At 71.4% G+C, this 18,810-nt stretch carries 16 protein-coding genes and 1 pseudogene; 10 read left to right on the top strand and 7 right to left on the bottom strand.

Annotation, left to right across the window (positions count from 1 at the left end; genetic code table 11):
* The first annotated feature begins 34 nt into the window (after window positions 1-34).
* A complete protein-coding gene (gene radA / locus ACFV5H_RS31545; RefSeq protein ID WP_385057856.1) occupies window positions 35-1,444 on the top strand; it encodes a DNA repair protein RadA in 1,410 nt (469 codons plus the stop codon).
* An 81-nt stretch (window positions 1,445-1,525) separates the two neighbouring features.
* Window positions 1,526-2,650 (top strand): DNA integrity scanning diadenylate cyclase DisA, encoded by a 1,125-nt coding sequence (gene disA / locus ACFV5H_RS31550; protein WP_030872200.1) that lies wholly within the window; start codon window positions 1,526-1,528, stop codon window positions 2,648-2,650.
* Between the two features lie 154 nt (window positions 2,651-2,804).
* Here disA and ACFV5H_RS31555 read toward each other — a convergent pair whose 3' ends face one another.
* The gene (locus tag ACFV5H_RS31555; RefSeq protein WP_385198346.1) at window positions 2,805-3,662 is read right to left on the bottom strand and encodes a hypothetical protein; all 858 of its coding nucleotides are present in this window, start codon (window positions 3,660-3,662) and stop codon (window positions 2,805-2,807) included.
* Between the two features lie 174 nt (window positions 3,663-3,836).
* Here ACFV5H_RS31555 and ACFV5H_RS31560 point away from each other — a divergent pair, with 174 nt between their 5' ends.
* A complete protein-coding gene (locus ACFV5H_RS31560; RefSeq protein WP_385057859.1) occupies window positions 3,837-4,490 on the top strand; it encodes a phosphatase PAP2 family protein in 654 nt (217 codons plus the stop codon).
* A 6-nt stretch (window positions 4,491-4,496) separates the two neighbouring features.
* On the opposite strand, the gene ACFV5H_RS31565 is transcribed toward ACFV5H_RS31560, so the two are convergent.
* A complete protein-coding gene (locus ACFV5H_RS31565) occupies window positions 4,497-5,162 on the bottom strand; it encodes a response regulator (RefSeq protein WP_385198348.1) in 666 nt (221 codons plus the stop codon).
* Window positions 5,159-6,742 carry a sensor histidine kinase gene (locus ACFV5H_RS31570; RefSeq protein ID WP_385198349.1) on the bottom strand — a complete coding sequence of 528 codons (1,584 nt, stop codon included), beginning with the start codon at window positions 6,740-6,742 and terminating at the stop codon, window positions 5,159-5,161. Before ACFV5H_RS31570 ends, ACFV5H_RS31565 begins: the two co-directional genes overlap by 4 nt.
* A 131-nt stretch (window positions 6,743-6,873) precedes the next feature.
* On the opposite strand from ACFV5H_RS31570, the gene ACFV5H_RS31575 reads away from it, so the two are divergent.
* The 5 genes from ACFV5H_RS31575 to cseC all read left to right on the top strand — a co-directional run bounded on the left by ACFV5H_RS31575 (window position 6,874) and on the right by cseC (window position 11,524).
* Window positions 6,874-7,809, top strand: a complete 936-nt coding sequence (locus ACFV5H_RS31575; protein ID WP_073936763.1) for an A/G-specific adenine glycosylase — start codon at window positions 6,874-6,876, stop codon at window positions 7,807-7,809.
* A 309-nt stretch (window positions 7,810-8,118) separates the two neighbouring features.
* The gene (locus ACFV5H_RS31580; RefSeq protein ID WP_385057864.1) at window positions 8,119-8,682 is read left to right on the top strand and encodes a SigE family RNA polymerase sigma factor; all 564 of its coding nucleotides are present in this window, start codon (window positions 8,119-8,121) and stop codon (window positions 8,680-8,682) included.
* A complete protein-coding gene (locus ACFV5H_RS31585) occupies window positions 8,670-9,326 on the top strand; it encodes a hypothetical protein (protein WP_385057866.1) in 657 nt (218 codons plus the stop codon). Before ACFV5H_RS31580 ends, ACFV5H_RS31585 begins: the two co-directional genes overlap by 13 nt.
* Window positions 9,327-9,469: 143 nt before the next feature.
* Complete coding sequence (gene cseB / locus ACFV5H_RS31590; protein ID WP_073936761.1) at window positions 9,470-10,168, top strand: two-component system response regulator CseB; 699 nt, start codon at window positions 9,470-9,472, stop codon at window positions 10,166-10,168.
* A 9-nt stretch (window positions 10,169-10,177) separates the two neighbouring features.
* The gene (gene cseC / locus ACFV5H_RS31595; protein ID WP_385057868.1) at window positions 10,178-11,524 is read left to right on the top strand and encodes a two-component system sensor histidine kinase CseC; all 1,347 of its coding nucleotides are present in this window, start codon (window positions 10,178-10,180) and stop codon (window positions 11,522-11,524) included.
* Between the two features lie 56 nt (window positions 11,525-11,580).
* Here the strand turns inward: cseC and ACFV5H_RS31600 are convergent.
* Both ACFV5H_RS31600 and ACFV5H_RS31605 read right to left on the bottom strand, forming a co-directional pair.
* Window positions 11,581-11,797: pseudogene (locus ACFV5H_RS31600) on the bottom strand (helix-turn-helix domain-containing protein); the annotation flags it as partial.
* A gap of 150 nt (window positions 11,798-11,947) precedes the next feature.
* A complete protein-coding gene (locus ACFV5H_RS31605; protein WP_385057869.1) occupies window positions 11,948-13,534 on the bottom strand; it encodes an MDR family MFS transporter in 1,587 nt (528 codons plus the stop codon).
* A gap of 137 nt (window positions 13,535-13,671) precedes the next feature.
* Between ACFV5H_RS31605 and ACFV5H_RS31610 the strand changes: the two genes are divergently transcribed.
* On the top strand, window positions 13,672-14,268 hold the full coding sequence (locus tag ACFV5H_RS31610) for a TetR/AcrR family transcriptional regulator (RefSeq protein ID WP_030836008.1): 597 nt from the start codon (window positions 13,672-13,674) through the stop codon (window positions 14,266-14,268).
* A gap of 20 nt (window positions 14,269-14,288) precedes the next feature.
* On the opposite strand, the gene ACFV5H_RS31615 is transcribed toward ACFV5H_RS31610, so the two are convergent.
* Window positions 14,289-14,993 carry a M23 family metallopeptidase gene (locus ACFV5H_RS31615; protein ID WP_385198351.1) on the bottom strand — a complete coding sequence of 235 codons (705 nt, stop codon included), beginning with the start codon at window positions 14,991-14,993 and terminating at the stop codon, window positions 14,289-14,291.
* A gap of 442 nt (window positions 14,994-15,435) precedes the next feature.
* Between ACFV5H_RS31615 and ACFV5H_RS31620 the strand changes: the two genes are divergently transcribed.
* The gene (locus ACFV5H_RS31620) at window positions 15,436-16,074 is read left to right on the top strand and encodes an HAD family acid phosphatase (protein WP_385198353.1); all 639 of its coding nucleotides are present in this window, start codon (window positions 15,436-15,438) and stop codon (window positions 16,072-16,074) included.
* Window positions 16,075-16,154: 80 nt separating this feature from the next.
* Here ACFV5H_RS31620 and ACFV5H_RS31625 read toward each other — a convergent pair whose 3' ends face one another.
* Window positions 16,155-18,680: an ATP-dependent Clp protease ATP-binding subunit gene (locus ACFV5H_RS31625; protein WP_385059144.1), complete on the bottom strand. Its 2,526-nt coding sequence runs from the start codon at window positions 18,678-18,680 to the stop codon at window positions 16,155-16,157.
* Window positions 18,681-18,810: the final 130 nt, after the last annotated feature.

Consider the following 18,810-nt stretch of genomic DNA (forward strand, 5'->3'; position numbering starts at 1 on the left):
GCCCGTTGTCAGTGCGTGCCGTTACCGTTTTCGCATGGCTGCCCGTACCAAGACCACCAAGGACCGACCGTCCTACCGCTGCACCGAGTGCGGCTGGCAGACGGCCAAGTGGCTCGGCCGCTGCCCCGAGTGCCAGGCCTGGGGGACGATCGAGGAGTACGGCGCGCCCGCGGTCCGTACGACGGCACCCGGGCGGGTCACCACCTCCGCCCTGCCCATCGGCCAGGTCGACGGCCGCCAGGCCACCGCCCGCTCCACCGGCGTGCCCGAGCTGGACCGGGTGCTCGGCGGCGGCCTGGTGCCCGGCGCGGTGGTGCTGGTCGCGGGTGAGCCGGGCGTGGGCAAGTCCACGCTGCTGCTGGACGTGGCGGCCAAGGCGGCGAGCGAGGAGCACCGCACGCTGTACGTCACCGGGGAGGAGTCGGCGAGCCAGGTCCGGCTGCGCGCCGACCGCATCCACGCCATCGACGATCACCTGTACCTCGCCGCTGAGACGGACCTGTCCGCCGTGCTCGGCCACTTGGACGCGGTGAAGCCGTCCCTGCTGATCATGGACTCGGTGCAGACGGTGGCGTCCCCCGAGATCGACGGCGCCCCGGGCGGCATGGCCCAGGTCCGCGAGGTGGCCGGCGCGCTGATCCGGGCCTCCAAGGAGCGCGGGATGTCCACGCTCCTCGTGGGCCATGTCACCAAGGACGGCGCGATCGCGGGTCCGCGCCTGCTGGAGCACCTGGTGGACGTCGTCCTGCACTTCGAGGGCGACCGGCACGCGCGTCTGCGGCTGGTGCGCGGCGTCAAGAACCGCTACGGCACCACGGACGAGGTGGGCTGCTTCGAGCTGCACGACGAGGGCATCACGGGCCTCGCGGACCCCAGCGGACTTTTCCTGACCCGTCGTGACGAACCGGTCCCGGGCACCTGCCTGACCGTCACCCTGGAGGGCCGCCGCCCCCTGGTCGCCGAAGTGCAGGCGCTCACGGTCGACTCGCAGATCCCCTCGCCCCGGCGCACCACGTCCGGCCTGGAGACCTCACGCGTCTCGATGATGCTGGCGGTGCTGGAACAGCGCGGCCGGATCAGCGCTTTGGGCAAACGGGACATCTACTCCGCGACGGTGGGCGGGGTGAAGCTCTCGGAACCGGCCGCGGACCTGGCCGTCGCACTCGCGCTGGCGTCGGCGGCGAGCGACACCCCGCTGCCGAAGAACCTGGTCGCGATCGGCGAGGTCGGCCTCGCCGGTGAGGTGAGACGGGTCACGGGCGTCCAGCGCAGGCTCGCCGAGGCACACCGTCTGGGCTTCACGCACGCCCTGGTACCGGCCGATCCGGGCAAGGTCCCGCCGGGCATGAAGGTGCTGGAAGTGGCGGACATGGGGGACGCGCTGCGGGTCCTTCCGCGCTCCCGTCGACGAGAGGCCCCACAGGGCGAGGAGGACCGCCGGTAGACTTTGCCCAGGTCTCGCCCGTCCGTACGAACCGAGTGTGCGAAACGACGGCGCCCCAGAACCTGCGACCGGAGGAGTGCAGTGGCAGCCAACGACCGGGCAGCAGCTCCCGGAAAGTCCGGTGGGAGTGCCGGTTCCGATGGCCTGATGCGCGCCTCGCTGAGCGCCGTGGCACCCGGTACCGGGCTGCGTGACGGCCTGGAGCGCGTGCTCCGCGGCAACACCGGCGGTCTCATCGTGCTCGGTTCCGACAAGACCGTCGAGGCACTGTGCAGCGGCGGCTTCGTGCTGGACGTCGAGTTCACCGCGACCCGGCTGCGCGAGCTGTGCAAGCTGGACGGCGGCATCGTGCTCTCCTCCGACCTGTCCAAGATCCTGCGGGCGGGTGTCCAGCTGGTGCCGGACCCGACCATCCCCACCGAGGAGACCGGCACCCGGCACCGCACCGCCGACCGCGTCTCCAAGCAGGTCGGCTTCCCGGTCGTCTCCGTCTCCCAGTCGATGCGCCTGATCGCGCTGTACGTCGACGGCCACCGGCGGGTCCTGGAGGACTCGGCGGCGATCCTGTCCCGTGCCAACCAGGCGCTGGCCACCCTGGAGCGCTACAAGCTCCGTCTCGACGAGGTCGCGGGCACGCTGTCGGCGCTGGAGATCGAGGACCTGGTGACCGTCCGGGACGTCTCGGCGGTCGCGCAGCGGCTGGAGATGGTGCGCCGCATCGCCACCGAAATCGCCGAATACGTGGTCGAACTGGGCACCGACGGTCGTCTTCTCGCCCTGCAGCTCGACGAGTTGATCGCGGGCGTGGAGCCGGAGCGCGAGCTGGTCGTACGGGACTACGTTCCCGAGCCCACCGCCAAGCGTTCCCGCACGGTCGACGAGGCGCTGCACGAGCTGAACGTGCTCACGCACGCGGAGCTGCTGGAGCTGCCGACGGTGGCCCGTGCGCTGGGGTACACGGGATCACCGGAGACGCTGGACTCCGCGGTGTCTCCGCGCGGGTTCCGGCTGCTGGCCAAGGTGCCGCGGCTGCCGGGGGCGATCATCGATCGGCTGGTGGAGCACTTCGGAGGGTTGCAGAAGCTGCTCGCCGCCAGTGTGGACGATCTGCAGACCGTGGACGGGGTCGGGGAGGCCCGGGCGCGGAGCGTGCGTGAGGGGCTGTCGCGGCTGGCGGAGAGCTCGATCCTCGAGCGGTACGTCTAGGACGCGGGCGTAACTGCGGGCAGTCGCGCCTCCCCCAGTGCCTCAAGGGCCTGGGAGGTACCCCCAGGGCGATGGGGGTCCCCCCGCTCGAGCGAAGCCGAGAGCGGGGGAGGCACCCCGCAAGCGCGGGTGAGCGAAACCCACCCCCGGCGGGTCAGGCGGCCTTCAGCACGAACGACGTCCGTACCCTCTCGAAGCCCGGTGCCTTCGCCTCCACCAGGTAGGTCCCCGCGCCGGCCGTGCCGGCCTTCGGCGTCGCGCACTCCGGCTCGCTCGCCTTGCGGTCCCACTTCACCGTGTACGTGATGCTGTCCTCCGCCGGCACCCGGAACACCAGGCTCCGTGTCCCCTTCGGACAGTCGTCCGACGCCCAGTACGCGTCCTCGACACTCGCCGGAATGATCGTCAACACCGCGTTGTCCGGCCCGAGATCGACCTTGCAGTCACTGCCGGAGGTGTTCCGCGCGGTGAGCAGGAACGTGGGCGTCTGCCCGGGCTCGTAGGAGTTGTGGGAGCTGCGCAGAGTGAACTTCACCGCGTTCGCCGTGCAGTTGGGCAGCGAGGACCCCGATCCGGCCGGCAGCGCGTCACCCGCGCCGACCCCCGCCGACGTACCGCCCTCGGAACCGCCGCCCGCGCTGCCCCCGGCACCACCACCGTCACCGGAGTCCGCGGTATCGCCGTCGTCACCGGACCCGGACGACGAGCCGTCCGATCCGCCCGATCCGCCCGATCCGCCGGACCCGCTGTCGGATCCACCGGACCCCGACTCGTCGCGCCCGCCCGGCGCCTGACTGATCGCCGGCCCCGAACTCGACGGTCCCGGAGTGATGGACGGCGCGGGATTCTTGCCGTTGGCCCCGTTGTCACGGTCGCCGCCGCCCCCGCCCCCGGAGACCACCACCCAGGTGATCGACAACGCCAACAGGGCCAGCACGGACAGCAGTACGGCCCTCCGACGCCAGTAGATGGTGGAGGGAAGCGGCCCGACCGGATTGCGCAGAGATCCCACGGCGCAAACTGTACGAGAGATCGGAGCGTTCGCTTGTCCCACCCGCCGCTCCGAGCCCAACTTTTCCGGATCATCATTCCGGTAAAGGTCCTGTGACCCCTGTCTTTCGTCAGGTACGGCACGCGACGATCGCGGGGTGTGACCGTATCGGCACCTTGCCTACCGTGCGTGACCATGGACTTCGTGGACAGCGGGCTCTACCGCGACATCACCGACTACGCGCACGGCACCCCGGCGTGGGTACAGCACACGGCCGAGATCGGGACGGAGGCCGGACTGCTCGTGTTCGTCGCACTGTTCGTGGCCGGCTGGTGGCGGGCACGGCGCTCCACCACCCGCGCGTTCGCGACAGCGGTCCTTGCACCTCTGGCCACGGCTGTGGCGTACGTGTGCAGTGAGGTGCTCAAGTCCGTTGCGACTCAGGAGCGTCCGTGCCGGGCGGTCACCGGTGCCGCCCCGTCGCTGGCGGAGTGTCCGCCGTACGGCGACTGGTCGTTCCCGAGCAACCACGCCACGATCGCGGGCGCCTCGGCCCTCGCGCTGGTCCTGGTCCGGCGCGCGCTCGTCCGGCTGACGGCCCCGCTGGCCCTGCTGATGGCGTTCTCCCGGGTGTTCGTCGGCGTGCACTACCCGCACGACGTGGCGGCGGGCCTGCTGCTCGGCACGGTCGTCGCCTTCACCGTCGTACGACTGGGCACGCGCCCGGCGGTCCGGCTCGCGGAGGCGATGCGCGCCTCGTCGGCGTCCACCGCGCGGTGGCTCGCCGGGCCGGGGCCGGGAACCGTCGCCCGTGCGGTGCCGCCGTACGCCACGCACCGGCGCCGCTGAGCGGGTTCATCCCCCCACCAGGCCCGCCTCGTAGGCGACGATCGCCGCCTGTACGCGATTGCGTACGCCGAGCCGGTCGAGCACCGCGCTGACGTACGCCTTCACCGTGCCCTCGACGAGATGCAGCCGGGCGGCGATCTCCGGGTTGGACAGCCCGGCCCCGACCAGGCCGAGGACCTCGCGTTCGCGCGGGCTCAGCACCGCCACGCGCGCGTGCGCCTCGGCCTCCCGGGCGAGCCGGCCGCCGCCGTCGGCCCCGCCGAGGCCCTCGATGACGTACCGGGCCACCTTGGGCGACAGGAAGGCCGCGCCGCCCGCCACCGCCCTTACGCCCGCGATGAGTTCGTACGGGTCGCCGGACTTCAGCAGGAAGCCGGTGGCGCCGCCGCCGAGGGCGCGGGCGACGTAGGCGCGTTCGGAGAACGTGGTGAGCATGGCGACCGCCGTGCCGGGGACGGTGCGGGCGATCTCCTCGGCCGCCGCGAGCCCGTCCAGGCGGGGCATGCGGATGTCGAGCAGCGCCACGTCGGGGCGGTGCGCCCGGACCAGCTCGACGGCCTCGCGGCCGTCGCCCGCCTCGGCGACCACCTCCGTCTCGCCGCTGCTCCCCAGGATGGCGCGCACCCCGGCGCGCACCATCGCCTCGTCGTCGGCCAGCAGGACCCGGATCACGGTGCGAACTCCTCGTGTTCGTCCCGCCCTTCGCCGGACGTGCCGACGCGCGGGATCACGTTCTTGGCGGCCAGGCGGCCCCGGTCGTCGAAGCAGAGCCGGAAGTGGTCGACGGAGACGAAGAGCTCGCCGCTCGCGCGGTAGTAGCGGCAGTCGGTGCCCTCGGGCGGTGCGGGGGCACGCTCCGTCGGCGGGTCCTGGACGTGCCGGTCCGGCAGCACCCGCTCGACCTCCGCGGCCGGTGTGCCCGGGCGCAGTCCGGCGTACGCGGCGGGTTCCAGCACCGAGTGCGTCTCGGTGTACGCGTACCAGCCGAAGGCGGCGCCGACCAGGACGACGCCCGCGCCGACGGCGGCACCGAGTCCGGCGGCGACGCGGCGGCGGGCGCGGGTGAAGGGGGCGGAGGCGGGGCGGGGCGGTTCGAGCGCCGCGGCCGCCCGCGCGGGGACGTACGCCCGGACGCGGAACCCGTCGGCGTGCGGGCCCGCCTCGAAGGTGCCGCCGACCGCGGTGACGGCGGCGCGCAGTCCGAGCAGTCCCGAACCACCTCCGGGGGCCGGGGAACTCTCCGCGGCCGGCAGCCCGTTGGAGATGGTGACGGTCGCTCCTCGTCCGTCGTCCCCCGTCACCGCCACGACGACGGGCGCGCCCGGTGCGTGCCGTGCCGCGTTGGTCAGCGCCTCCCTGGCCACCCGGTGCAGCAGCCGCTCGGCGACCCCGCCGGGTGCCACGGCCGCGCCCCGCCCGCCGCTCTCCCAGCGCACCGGCAGTCCCGACTCGGCTGCCCGGGCGACGAGTTGCTCGACGTTCTCGCCGGCCGGGGCGAGCGGCAGGGGTTCGTCGTCGTCCTCCCGCAGGACGCCGATGATGCGGTGCAGCCGGTCCGTGGCGTCGGCGGCCGCGGCGCGCAGATCGGCCGCGGCGGCCCGGTGGTGGCCGGGAAGGTCGGGGGCGACCTGGAGGGCGCCCGCGCGCAGGGCGATCAGGCTCAGCTCGTGGCCCAGGGAGTCGTGCATGTCCTGGGCGATCCTGGCCCGCTCGCGCAGCCGGGCGCGTTCTTCGGTCAGGCGCTGCTCCTCCTCCAGGCGGGCGGCCCGCAGCCAGCCCGCCGCGGTGAGCGCACGGCTCTGTCCCCAGTAGCGTCCGCCGAGCCAGGGCAGGACACAACCGAAGAGGAGGGTGCCGGTCAGGACCAGCCACTCGGGGACCGGGTCGGGCCCCACCAGTTCGATCTTCACGCCGCCGGCGCAGGCGACGGCGGCGAAGCACAGCGCCGCGGGGGCCGTACGGGGCGACCGCAGGCCGAGCAGCAGCGCGAACACCGCGAGGGCGGGGCCGTAGGAGACGCTGAACAGCGCGGGCGTGGCGGCGATGCCGAGCGCCGCCGTCAGTCCGAAGGCGGCCGCCGGGCGGCGCCGGGCCACGGCGGTGGCGGCGGCGAGCACGCCGAGTCCGGCGAGCTGCTGCCAGAGCGGACGCGGCTCGTTCAGCCCGATCCGGTCGGCGCAGACCGCGGGCAGGGCGAGGGCCGCCCAGAGCAGGCAGCCCTTGCCGAGCGCGGCGGGACGGGCACGTTCCATGGCCTTGACGCTACAAGCGGACGGGGGTGTGCCACCGCTGCCGATCGTCAGGTGTGCCGTCACCCTGCGGGAGGCCTCCGCCGTGGCGCTCCCACCACGGGCGGGCACCGGCGTGGGAGGATCGAGGGGCCATGACTGCTCCCACTAAGCCCCCGTACGGCAACGCCGCCGATTCCGCGTCCGAGCGTGCTCCCGGTGAGCCGCTGCACTCCCCCGTCATCGACTGGTTCGACGAGCACGCCCGGGATCTGCCGTGGCGGCGTCCGGAGGCCGGTGCGTGGGGGGTGATGGTCAGCGAGTTCATGCTGCAGCAGACCCCGGTGAACCGGGTGCTGCCCGTCTACGAGCAGTGGCTGGCCCGCTGGCCGCGCCCCGCCGACCTCGCCGCGGAGGCGCCCGGCGAGGCGGTCCGCGCCTGGGGCCGGCTCGGCTACCCGCGCCGCGCGCTCCGGCTGCACGGCGCCGCCGTCGCCATAACGGAGCGGCACGGGGGCGACGTACCGGCCGACCACGCCCAGCTGCTGGCGCTGCCCGGCATCGGGGAGTACACGGCCGCGGCGGTGGCGTCGTTCGCGTACGGGCAGCGGCACGCGGTGCTGGACACCAATGTGCGCCGGGTGTTCGCCCGCGCGGTCACCGGTGCGCAGTACCCGCCGAACGCCACCACCGCCGCCGAGCGCCGGCTGGCCCGCACCCTGCTGCCGGAGGACGCCCCGACCGCCGCGCGGTGGGCCGCCGCCTCCATGGAGCTCGGCGCGCTGGTGTGCACGGCGAAGAACGAGTCGTGTCAGCGCTGCCCGATCGCGGCGCAGTGCGCGTGGCGGCTGGCGGGCAAGCCGGCCCACGAGGGTCCGCCGCGCCGGGGCCAGACGTACGCGGGCACGGACCGTCAGGTCCGCGGGCGGCTGCTGGCCGTGCTGCGGGAGGCGCACGGTGCGGTGCCGCAGGCCGCGCTGGACCGGGTGTGGCACGAACCGGTGCAGCGGGCCCGCGCGCTGGACGGTCTGGTCGCCGACGGTCTGGTGGAGCCGCTGCCGGGCGGCCTGTACCGGCTGCCGATGACCTGACACCGGATACAGCCGGTTCACACACACGTCCGACGTCACGTACAGCCGTTTCACACACGTCCCATCGGTACGGCGGGACATACCGGCCCGCACCCGCCCCGATCGACCGCCCGCTTTACCCCGTTCCTCCTTCCGTTACACAACCGACGGACAGCCGAGCGCTTCCCGCAGGCTTCCTCGGACAGCGCCGTGACAACGCCTCCGTACCGTCGATCACGTGCTCGACAAGGGCACGGCGACGACGGATCACAGGCGGTACCACCGGCTCGCGCGGGCGGGCCGGACACGGGGAGCGGGAGGCGGTTCACCATGGCGCAGGAGATGGCGCGGGGCGAGGTACGGGGTGAGGTCCTCGCATTCGAGGAGTACGTCCGCACCCGGCAGGACGCACTGCTGCGCAGCGCCCGCCGCCTGGTCCCGGACCCCATCGACGCGCAGGACCTGCTGCAGACCGCGCTGGCCCGGACGTACGGCCGCTGGGAGACCATCGAGGACAAGCGGCTGGCCGACGCCTATCTGCGCCGGGTGATGATCAACACGCGGACGGAGTGGTGGCGGGCCCGCAAGCTGGAGGAGGTGCCCACCGAGCAGCTCCCGGACGCCTGTGTGGACGACTCCACCGAGCAGCACGCCGACCGCGCCCTGCTGATGGACATCCTGAAGGTCCTCGCCCCGAAACAGCGCAGTGTCGTGGTGCTGCGACACTGGGAGCAGATGTCCACGGAGGAGACGGCCGCCGCCCTCGGCATGTCGGCCGGAACGGTCAAGAGCACCCTGCACCGGGCGCTCGCCCGGCTCCGCGAGGAGCTTCAGGCGCGCGATCTGGACGCCCGCGCGCTGGAGCGTGAGGAGCGGGAGCGTTGCGCGGCCTGACCGGCGCGGGGCCCACCTGGGCCCGGACCACCGCCAGGGCGGCGACCACGGTGACGGCCGTGTTCGTCGCCGTCGTCCTGTTCGTCGCCGGCTGCGGCACGGGCGGCACCGGCGCGCGGGACGAGGGCCCGGCGCACGCGGACTCCGTGGCGAGCGCCCCCGCCGCCGCGGCGTCGGCCGAGCCCTCGCGGACCCCCGACCGGGTGGACGCGGTCCGGCTGGTCAAGGCCGACCCGGAGATCTCGGCGGAGGTCAAGCGGGAGCTGCAGCCGTGCGTCGCCGACCAGTACCCCGTCGACGTGAGCTACGGCAACCTCACCCGAGGGGCCGTCGACGACATCGTCGTCAACGTGCTGACCTGCGGGGACGCGGTGGGCGTCGGCACGTATGTGTACCGCGAGCAGGGCGGCGCGTATGTGAACGTGTTCTCGGCCGAGGAGCCCCCGGTGTACGCGGAGATCGACCGCGGGGACCTGGTGGTGACCAAGCAGGTGTACGACCGGGGCGACCCGGTGTCGAGCCCGTCCGGGGAGAACGTGATCACGTACCGCTGGGAATCGGGCCGGTTCGCCGAGAAGTACCGCACGCACAACGACTACGGACAGGTGGCCGGCGCGGAGCCGACACCGGCGCCCGAGAGCTGAGACATGGCTCACGTCGTGAACCGAAGAGGCCGCCCGGGCCGATGAACGGGTGAACCCGCGGCGCGGTCCCCGCGTCCGTGGGGTGAACGAGAAGAACACGCGCGCACCGACCCCGAGATCACACGAGGACTGAGAGCACCGGGATGGCAGACCAGACCCACGTCCTGTTCGTCGAGGACGACGACGTCATCCGTGAGGCCACCCAGCTCACCCTGGAGCGGGACGGCTTCGCGGTCACCGCGATGCCCGACGGGCTGTCGGGCCTGGAGGCGTTCCGCACGGACCGTCCCGACATCGCGCTGCTCGACGTCATGGTGCCCGGGCTCGACGGGGTCAGCCTGTGCCGGCGCATCCGGGACGAGTCGACGGTGCCGGTGATCATGCTGTCGGCGCGGGCCGACGCCATCGACGTGGTGCTGGGCCTGGAGGCGGGCGCCGACGACTATGTGACCAAGCCGTTCGACAGTGCGGTGCTGGTGGCCCGGATCCGCGCGGTGCTGCGTCGCTTCGGGCGCGCGAACGGCGGCCGGGAGGACGCGGACGGTCCGGGTGACGGGGGTGTGCTGGCGTTCGGCGAGCTGGAGGTCGACACCGGGGGCATGGAGGTGCGCCGGGCGGGCAGGCCGGTGGCGCTGACGCCTACCGAGATGCGGCTGCTGCTGGAGTTCTCGGCGGCGCCGGGAACCGTGCTCTCCCGCGACAAGCTGCTGGAGCGGGTGTGGGAGTACGGCTGGGGTGGTGACACGCGGGTCGTCGACGTCCATGTGCAGCGGTTGCGTACGAAGATCGGCCAGGACCGTATCGAGACGGTCCGTGGCTTCGGTTACAAGCTGAAGGCCTGAGCGAAGCGGATGCGCGGGTATTTCCGGCGCCTGGTGGCGGCGTGCGTCGACCGGGTGGGCATAGGTACGGGTCTGCGGTGGAAGCTCAGCGCGGCCATCGCGCTGGTCGGGGCGCTGGTGGCGGTCGCGCTGAGCCTGGTCGTGCACAACGCGGCCCGGGTGTCGATGCTGGACAACGCGCGCGACCTGGCGGACGAGCGCGTCATGATCGCCCAGCGCAACTACGAACTGTCGGGACGGCTGAACTTCCCCAACACCAAGATCGACGACCCGGAGCTGCCGGAGGAGCTGCGGGAGAAGGCCGAGGGGGGCCGACGGGCGACCTATGTGGCGGACCGGCCGGGCGGGGCGCCGGACATCTGGGCGGCGGTGCCGCTGAAGAACGGGCACGTGATGTCGCTGCACTCCGGTTTCACGGACCGCAGCTCGGACATCCTCAAGGACCTCGACCAGGCCCTGGTGATCGGCTCCATCGCGGTGGTGCTGGGCGGCAGCGCGCTCGGGGTGCTCATCGGGGGGCACCTGTCGCGGCGGCTGCGGAAGGCGGCCACGGCCGCCAACCGGGTCGCGAAGGGTGAGACGGACGTCCGGGTGCGCGAGGCGATCGGCGGGGTGGTGCGCGACGAGACCGACGACCTGGCCAGCGCGGTGGACGCCATGGCGGACGCGCTGCGGCAGCGGCTGGAGGCCGAGCGCCGGGTCACCGCCGACATCGCGCACGAGCTGCGCACCCCCGTGACCGGCCTGCTCACCGCCGCCGAGCTGCTGCCGCCGGGCCGGCCGACCGAGCTGGTGCTGGACCGGGCCAAGGCGATGCGCACCCTCGTCGAGGACGTCCTGGAGGTGGCCCGGCTGGACAGCGCCTCCGAACGGGCGGAACTGCAGGACATCCTGCTGGGCGAGTTCGTCGCCCGGCGGGTGGCGGCGAAGGACCCGGACGTCACCGTGCGGGTGGTGCACGAGTCGGAGGTCACCACCGACCCGCGGCGGCTGGAGCGCGTGCTGCTCAACCTGCTCGCCAACGCCGCCCGGCACGGCAGGCCGCCCATCGAGGTCACCGTCGAGGGCCGGGTCATCCGGGTCCGCGACCACGGGCCCGGCTTCCCCGAGGCACTGCTCGCCGAGGGGCCGAGCCGCTTCCGCACCGGCAGCGCGGACCGGGCCGGCCGCGGTCACGGGCTGGGCCTGACCATCGCGGCGGGGCAGGCGCGGGTGCTGGGCGCGCGGCTGACCTTCCGCAACGTACGGCCGCCGGGGGCCCCGGACGACGCACCGGCCGAGGGCGCGGCCGCCGTGCTGTGGCTGCCCGAACACGCACCGACGAACACCGGGAGCTATCCCGTACTGGCGCATTAGCGGGGGCGGTTCAGCGGGACCGGTCCTTGTCCGTGGGGATCACTGAGCCGATCGGAGACGCTGTGGAAACCGGCCAGGTGGCGGATCTCCGTCACCGGCGGGTTTGCGGTGCGCGCCAGGTCCCCGGCGCGCTCGATCCGGCGGTGCGTGAGGTACTGGCCCGGTGTCTCGCCGCAGGTCTCCCCGAAGGCGCGTACGAAGTGGGAGCGCGCGTCCGGCGTGCGCGGCGATCGCGGCCAGGCCGAGGTCCGGGGCGGCCCGGTCCCGGTCCATCGCGTCCTTGGCCGGCCTCGGCTGCCGCGCCTTGTCCGTGCGACCGATGGTGGCACGGGGGTCCGACAACGGGGCCGGTCCGGCGTACGGGGAAGGCCCCCGGAAGCGCGGGTGCGCCGCCGGGGGCCTTCGTGCCGCTCGGGAGGAGAGTCAGACGGGCTCGGTGACCGCCATCGGTGCCGGTGCGCCGTCGTCGGTGTCGTCCTTCTGGGGGCCCGCGCCCTTCAGCGGGACCTCCTTGACGAAGACCGCCGCCGCCAGCGAGAGCACCGCGATCACGGCGCCCAGGAGGAACGCCGAGTGGGTGCCCGAGGACACCGCGTACTGGTAGGCCTCGCGGGCCGCCTCCGGCAGCTTCGCCAGGCTCGCGGCGTCCAGTTGGGCGGACTGCTCGGTCACCTTGGAGCCCAGCGAGCCGGCCTTCTCGGCCATGACGTCCTGGACGCGGTTGTTGAACAGCGCGCCCATGATCGCGACGCCGAAGGAGGAGCCGAGGGTACGGAACAGGGTGGTGGACGAGGACGCCACGCCCATGTCCTTCATCTCGACGCTGTTCTGCGCGACCAGCATGGTGATCTGCATCAGACAGCCCATGCCGAGACCGACCACGGCCATGAAGACACCGGAGGTGAACCGGGAGGTCCCGGTGTCCATCGTGGACAGCAGGTACAGGCCGACGATCATCAGCGCGCTGCCGAGCACCGGGAAGATCTTGTACCGGCCGGTGTTGGTGGTGACCCGGCCCGCCACCATCGAGGTGACCAGCATCGCGCCGAGCATCGGCAGGAGCAGCAGGCCGGAGTTGGTGGCGGAGGCGCCCTGCACGGCCTGCTGGTAGAGCGGCAGGAAGAGCGTCGCGCCGAACATCACGAAGCCGGTGATGAAGCCGATGACGGACATCAGCGTGAAGTTGCGGCTGCGGAAGATGTGCAGCGGCACCACCGGCTCGGCGGCCCTGGTCTGCCAGAACACGAAGCCCACGAGGGACGCGACACCGAGCCCGATCAGCTCCATGATCCGCGCGGAGGTCCAGGCGTACTCCGTGCCGCCCCAGGTGGTGACGAGCACGATGGAGGTGATGCCGACGGTCAGCAGCGCGACCCCGAGGTAGTCGATGCCGGCCTTGGACCGCTTCTTCGGCAGGTGCAGTACGGCGCCGACGGCGGCCAGCGCGATCGCGCCGAGCGGCAGGTTGATGTAGAAGGCCCAGCGCCAGCCCCAGTTGTCGGTGATGGTGCCGCCGACCAGGGGTCCGCCGATCATCGCCAGCGCCATCACGGCCGCCATCATGCCCTGGTACTTGCCGCGCTCCCGGGGCGGGATCAGGTCGCCGATGATCGCCATGACGCCGACCATCAGTCCGCCGGCGCCCAGACCCTGCACCGCGCGGAAGGCGATCAGCTGACCCATGTCCTGGGCCATGCCGCTGAGCGCGGAGCCGATCAGGAAGATCACGATGGACGTCATGAACGTGGCCTTGCGCCCGTACATGTCGCCGAGCTTGCCCCAGACCGGGGTGGAGGCCGCGGTGGCCAGGGTGTAGGCGGTGACCACCCAGGACAGGTGCTCCAGTCCGCCCAGCTCGCCCACGATCGTCGGCATCGCCGTACCGATGATCATGTTGTCGAGCATCGCGAGCATCATCGCGATCATGAGTGCGAGCAGGACCACCCGCACGCTCTTCGGCTGTTTGCCGGTGTCCGTCTCCACGGCCCCCGCCGCTGGTGTGTCCGTCATGGTTCCTTCTCCCCCGGCCACGGTCGCGTGACCACTGCTACTTACTTGCCGCCCGGCTAGTTCACTACACTGGGAAGCTAGTCGTGTAACTAGCCGGGCGTCAAGTAAGTTTTCGTCAAGAGGAGTCGAGTAGGAGGATGGGCGGCACCATGGACGGCACCAGACAGCGGCGCCGCGGGAACACCCGCCAGCGCATCCAGGACGTGGCCCTCGAACTCTTCGCCGAGCAGGGCTACGAGAAGACATCGCTGCGCGAGATCGCCGAGCGCCTGGACGTCACCAAGGCGGCGCTGTACTACCACTTCAAGACGAAGGAAGAGATCCTCGTCGGTATCTTCGAGGACCTCTCGCGGCCGATCGAGGACCTGATCGAGTGGGGTCGGCGGCAGCCCCACTCGCTGGAGACCAAGCAGGAGATCATCCGCCGCTACAGCGAGGCCCTGGCGGGCGCGGCCCCGCTCTTCCGCTTCATGCAGGAGAACCAGGCGACGATCCGCGAGCTGAGCATCGGCGAGATGTTCAAGACCCGCATGCTCGGGCTGCGCGACATCCTCATGGACCCGGACGCCGACCTGGTCGACCAGGTGCGCTGCGTCAGCGCCCTGTTCACCATGCACGCGGGGATGCACGTCCTGCAGGACGTCGAAAGCGACCCCGAGGAGAAGCGCAAGGCCGTCCTCGAGGTCGCCATCGATCTGATCACCCAGGCCCACCGGGGGTCCGGGGGCGCTTAGGCGCTGCTCGTCCGTGCGGGTCAGACGGTCACGCCCTTGGAGTGCAGGAACTTGACCGGGTCGACGGCGGAGCCGTAGTTCGGGGTGGTGCGGATCTCGAAGTGCAGGTGCGGGCCGCTGGAGTTGCCGGTGTTGCCGGACAGGGCGATCTTCTGGCCGGTCTTGACGACCTGACCGACCTGCACGTCGACCTGCGACAGGTGGGCGTACTGGGAGTACGTGCCGTTGCCGTGCTTGATGACGACGGCGTTGCCGTACGCGGGGCCGTCGCCGGCGCCGTTGGGGCCGGCCTTGACGACGGTGCCGCCGTGCGCGGCCATCACCGTGGTGCCGGTCGGGACGGCGTAGTCCTGGCCGCTGTGCTTGTGCGCCCACATGCCGCCGTTCTGGGCGAAGCTCGCGGACAGTTTGTAGCTCTTGACCGGGTCGATCCAGGACGCCTGCTTCTTGGCGGCGGCCTGGGCGGCCTTCTTCGCCTGGGCGGCCTTCGCGGCCTTCGCCTCGGCGGCCTTCTCGACCTGGGCGGCCTGGGCCTTCGCGGCCTTGGCCTGGGCGGCGGCCTGCGCCTGAACGGCACTGGCGGCACCGGACGCGGCCGTGGTGTCGGCGGCGGCCGCGACCCCGGCTCCCATCACGACCGAGGCCCCCAGTCCGGCGGCCAGCACGGCAGCACGGGTGCGGATCTGGGACGTACGGAAGGAGCGGGGCGTGACGCGCTGGGACATCTCAACCTCATCAGGAAGGGGGCGTAGGAAAACCACCCGGCGGACGGATCCGCGCCTCGGTGGTGATTCATTGGTAGCCCTTCCGGACATAAGCGCGCAAAGGTGTGACCTACGACGGAAAGTCGTAGACATGCACTGAGATGCAGATCTCTTGACACAGCCCCCTTACCTGGCGAAACCCCCCATTTAGAGCCGATCGATCAGAATCTTGGGGTAAATGTCCGTTTTGGGTGCGGTCTTCAGCCACTATTCCGGCTAGTACCGGACAAAGCGCCTGTGCACCATGTCACCGGGGACCGGGTTCGGCCATTCCATAAATGTGGCGCAGGCCTCTAGGCGCCTACCGCCCGGTAACCCTACGGTTCACCTCACGTCACCCTCGCAGACGAGCATGCACACGACACGTTGGCAGCGTTACGGACGTGAGAGGACCCCCCACGAGATGAGAAGCCGACGCTCCTGGCCGATCCGCGCATCGGTCACCGCCGTCTCCGCGGCCGCCCTGGTGGCCCTGGCCGCACCGGCCGAGGCCACGGCCCCCGCCTCACCGTCCGCCGCCGCGCTGGCGGCTGCCACCGCGGCGGCGGACGTCGACTACGACACCTGGCAGCGGGACTGCCGGGCGGTCATGGACCAGGCCCTGCCCTATCTGAAGCAGCGGATCGGGGACACCGGGCCGGGCGAGAAGCAGGCGATCGTCCTCGACGTCGACAACACCGCGCTGGAGACCGACTTCGGGTTCAGCTTCCCGCAGCCCGCCAACGAGCCGGTCCTGGAGGTCGCGGAGTACGCGCAGGAGCACGGTGTCGCCCTGTTCTTCGTGACCGCCCGCCCGGGCATCATCCACGCGCCCACCGACTGGAACCTCGACCACGCCGGCTACGAGTCCTCCGGCCTGTACGTCCGCGGGTTCTTCGACCTGTTCAAGAACGTCGCCGACTACAAGACCGCCCAGCGCGCCCACATCGAGGCCAAGGGCTACACGATCATCGCCAACATCGGCAACAGCGCCACCGACCTGTCGGGCGGCCACGCCGAGAGGACGTTCAAGCTGCCGGACTACGACGGTCAGCTGTCGTAACACGGGCATGTGTGCCCGCGGGCACGCGAAAGGGGCCGGTGCCTTTCGGGCACCGGCCCCTTTCGGTCGCCGTGGGACGCTTACGCGTCCTTGCTCAGGTTCGGACCGGCTCCGCCGGCCGCCTGCTCGATCGGCGGGACGTCGGGCAGGGCCGACTTCTCCTCACCGCGGAAGGTGAAGGTCTGGGACTCGCCCTCGCCCTCGGTGTCCACGACCACGATGTGACCGGGACGCAGCTCGCCGAAGAGGATCTTCTCCGAGAGCGTGTCCTCGATCTCGCGCTGGATCGTGCGGCGCAGCGGACGCGCGCCCAGCACCGGGTCGTAGCCCTTCTTGGACAGCAGCTCCTTGGCGGACTGGGAGAGCTCGATGCCCATGTCCCGGTCCTTGAGGCGCTCGTCCACCTTGCCGATCATCAGGTCGACGATCCGCAGGATGTCGTCCTGGCTGAGCTGCGGGAAGACGACCACGTCGTCGACGCGGTTGAGGAACTCGGGCCGGAAGTGCTGCTTGAGCTCGTCCTGGACCTTGTTCTTCATGCGCTCGTAGTTGGTCTTCGTGTCACCCGCGGCGGCGAAGCCCAGGTTGAAGCCCTTGGAGATGTCCCGGGTGCCGAGGTTGGTCGTCATGATGATGACCGTGTTCTTGAAGTCCACGACCCGGCCCTGGGAGTCGGTCAGGCGACCGTCCTCCAGGATCTGCAGCAGCGAGTTGAAGATGTCCGGGTGGGCCTTCTCGACCTCGTCGAAGAGGACGACCGAGAACGGCTTGCGGCGCACCTTCTCCGTCAGCTGGCCGCCCTCCTCGTAGCCCACGTAGCCGGGGGGCGAACCGAAGAGACGCGAGACCGTGTGCTTCTCGCTGAACTCCGACATGTCGAGGGAGATCAGCGCGTCCTCGTCACCGAAGAGGAACTCGGCGAGCGCCTTGGACAGCTCGGTCTTACCGACACCGGACGGGCCGGCGAAGATGAACGAGCCGCCGGGACGCTTCGGGTCCTTCAGGCCGGCACGGGTACGGCGGATCGCCTTGGACAGCGCCTTGACGGCGTCGACCTGGCCGATGACCCGCTTGTGGAGCTCGTCCTCCATGCGCAGCAGGCGGGACGACTCCTCCTCCGTGAGCTTGAAGACCGGGATGCCCGTCGCCGTGGCGAGGACCTCGGCGATCAGCTCGCCGTCGACCTCGGCGACGACGTCCATGTCGCCGGCCTTCCACTCCTTCTCCCGCTTGGCCTTGGCGGCGAGGAGCTGCTTCTCCTTGTCGCGCAGGGAGGCGGCCTTCTCGAAGTCCTGCGAGTCGATCGCGGACTCCTTGTCGCGGCGGACGCCGGCGATCTTCTCGTCGAACTCGCGCAGGTCCGGCGGCGCGGTCATCCGGCGGATGCGCATCCGGGAGCCGGCCTCGTCGATCAGGTCGATCGCCTTGTCCGGCAGGAAGCGGTCCGAGATGTAGCGGTCGGCGAGCGTCGCCGCCTGGACCAGGGCCTCGTCGGTGATCGAGACGCGGTGGTGCGCCTCGTACCGGTCGCGCAGGCCCTTGAGGATCTCGATCGTGTGCGGCAGGGACGGCTCCGCGACCTGGATGGGCTGGAAGCGGCGCTCCAGGGCCGCGTCCTTCTCCAGGTGCTTGCGGTACTCGTCCAGCGTGGTCGCACCGATGGTCTGCAGCTCACCGCGGGCCAGCATCGGCTTGAGGATGCTCGCGGCGTCGATGGCGCCCTCGGCGGCACCCGCACCGACCAGCGTGTGCAGCTCGTCGATGAACAGGATGATGTCGCCGCGGGTGCGGATCTCCTTGAGCACCTTCTTCAGGCGCTCCTCGAAGTCACCGCGGTAGCGGGAGCCGGCGACCAGGGCACCGAGGTCCAGGGTGTAGAGGTGCTTGTCCTTGAGGGTCTCGGGCACCTCGCCCTTGACGATGGCCTGGGCGAGGCCCTCGACGACGGCGGTCTTGCCGACGCCGGGCTCACCGATCAGCACCGGGTTGTTCTTGGTACGGCGGGACAGCACCTGCATGACCCGCTCGATCTCCTTCTCGCGCCCGATGACCGGGTCGAGCTTGGACTCACGAGCGGCCTGGGTGAGGTTCCGGCCGAACTGGTCGAGGACCAGGGACGTGGAGGGGGTGCCCTCGGCAGGACCGCCGGCGGTGGCGGTCTCCTTGCCCTGGTAACCGGAGAGCAGCTGGATGACCTGCTGCCGCACCCGGTTCAGATCGGCGCCCAGCTTGACCAGGACCTGGGCGGCGACGCCCTCGCCCTCACGGATCAGGCCGAGCAGGATGTGCTCCGTGCCGATGTAGTTGTGGCCCAGCTGAAGGGCCTCGCGGAGCGACAGCTCCAGGACCTTCTTGGCACGGGGGGTGAAGGGAATGTGACCCGACGGGGCCTGCTGGCCCTGCCCGATGATCTCCTCCACCTGCTGGCGGACCGCCTCGAGCGAAATCCCGAGGCTCTCAAGGGCCTTGGCGGCGACACCCTCACCCTCGTGGATCAGGCCCAGGAGGATGTGCTCGGTGCCGATGTAGTTGTGGTTGAGCATCCGGGCTTCTTCCTGAGCCAGGACGACAACCCGCCGCGCGCGGTCGGTGAACCTCTCGAACATCGTTAATCGCTCCTCAGAGCGGTCAGGCAGTGGGGGGAACTTCCCCTCCCTGTCCTTCCGCAGCTTAGTCCCGCGAGCGGGGACCGCTCATTCCAACTGCCGACACCGTCGATGGCCTCCTGACCCCGCT

Origin of the sequence: Streptomyces sp. NPDC059787, from assembly GCF_042732315.1 — a bacterium.
Classification (GTDB): domain Bacteria; phylum Actinomycetota; class Actinomycetes; order Streptomycetales; family Streptomycetaceae; genus Streptomyces; species Streptomyces atrovirens.

Bases quoted from the DNA above. Each gene is read 5' to 3' on its own strand.
- ACFV5H_RS31625 (WP_385059144.1), bottom strand. From the start codon at position 18,680: ATGTTCGAGAGGTTCACCGACCGCGCGCGGCGGGTTGTCGTCCTGGCT.
- ACFV5H_RS31580 (WP_385057864.1), top strand. From the start codon at position 8,119: ATGGCGCAGGAGATGGCGCGGGGCGAGGTACGGGGTGAGGTCCTCGCA.
- ACFV5H_RS31605 (WP_385057869.1), bottom strand. From the start codon at position 13,534: ATGACGGACACACCAGCGGCGGGGGCCGTGGAGACGGACACCGGCAAA.
- ACFV5H_RS31620 (WP_385198353.1), top strand. From the start codon at position 15,436: ATGAGAAGCCGACGCTCCTGGCCGATCCGCGCATCGGTCACCGCCGTC.
- ACFV5H_RS31615 (WP_385198351.1), bottom strand. From the start codon at position 14,993: ATGTCCCAGCGCGTCACGCCCCGCTCCTTCCGTACGTCCCAGATCCGC.
- ACFV5H_RS31610 (WP_030836008.1), top strand. From the start codon at position 13,672: ATGGGCGGCACCATGGACGGCACCAGACAGCGGCGCCGCGGGAACACC.
- cseC (WP_385057868.1), top strand. From the start codon at position 10,178: ATGCGCGGGTATTTCCGGCGCCTGGTGGCGGCGTGCGTCGACCGGGTG.
- radA (WP_385057856.1), top strand. From the start codon at position 35: ATGGCTGCCCGTACCAAGACCACCAAGGACCGACCGTCCTACCGCTGC.
- ACFV5H_RS31560 (WP_385057859.1), top strand. From the start codon at position 3,837: ATGGACTTCGTGGACAGCGGGCTCTACCGCGACATCACCGACTACGCG.
- cseB (WP_073936761.1), top strand. From the start codon at position 9,470: ATGGCAGACCAGACCCACGTCCTGTTCGTCGAGGACGACGACGTCATC.
- ACFV5H_RS31575 (WP_073936763.1), top strand. From the start codon at position 6,874: ATGACTGCTCCCACTAAGCCCCCGTACGGCAACGCCGCCGATTCCGCG.
- ACFV5H_RS31570 (WP_385198349.1), bottom strand. From the start codon at position 6,742: ATGGAACGTGCCCGTCCCGCCGCGCTCGGCAAGGGCTGCCTGCTCTGG.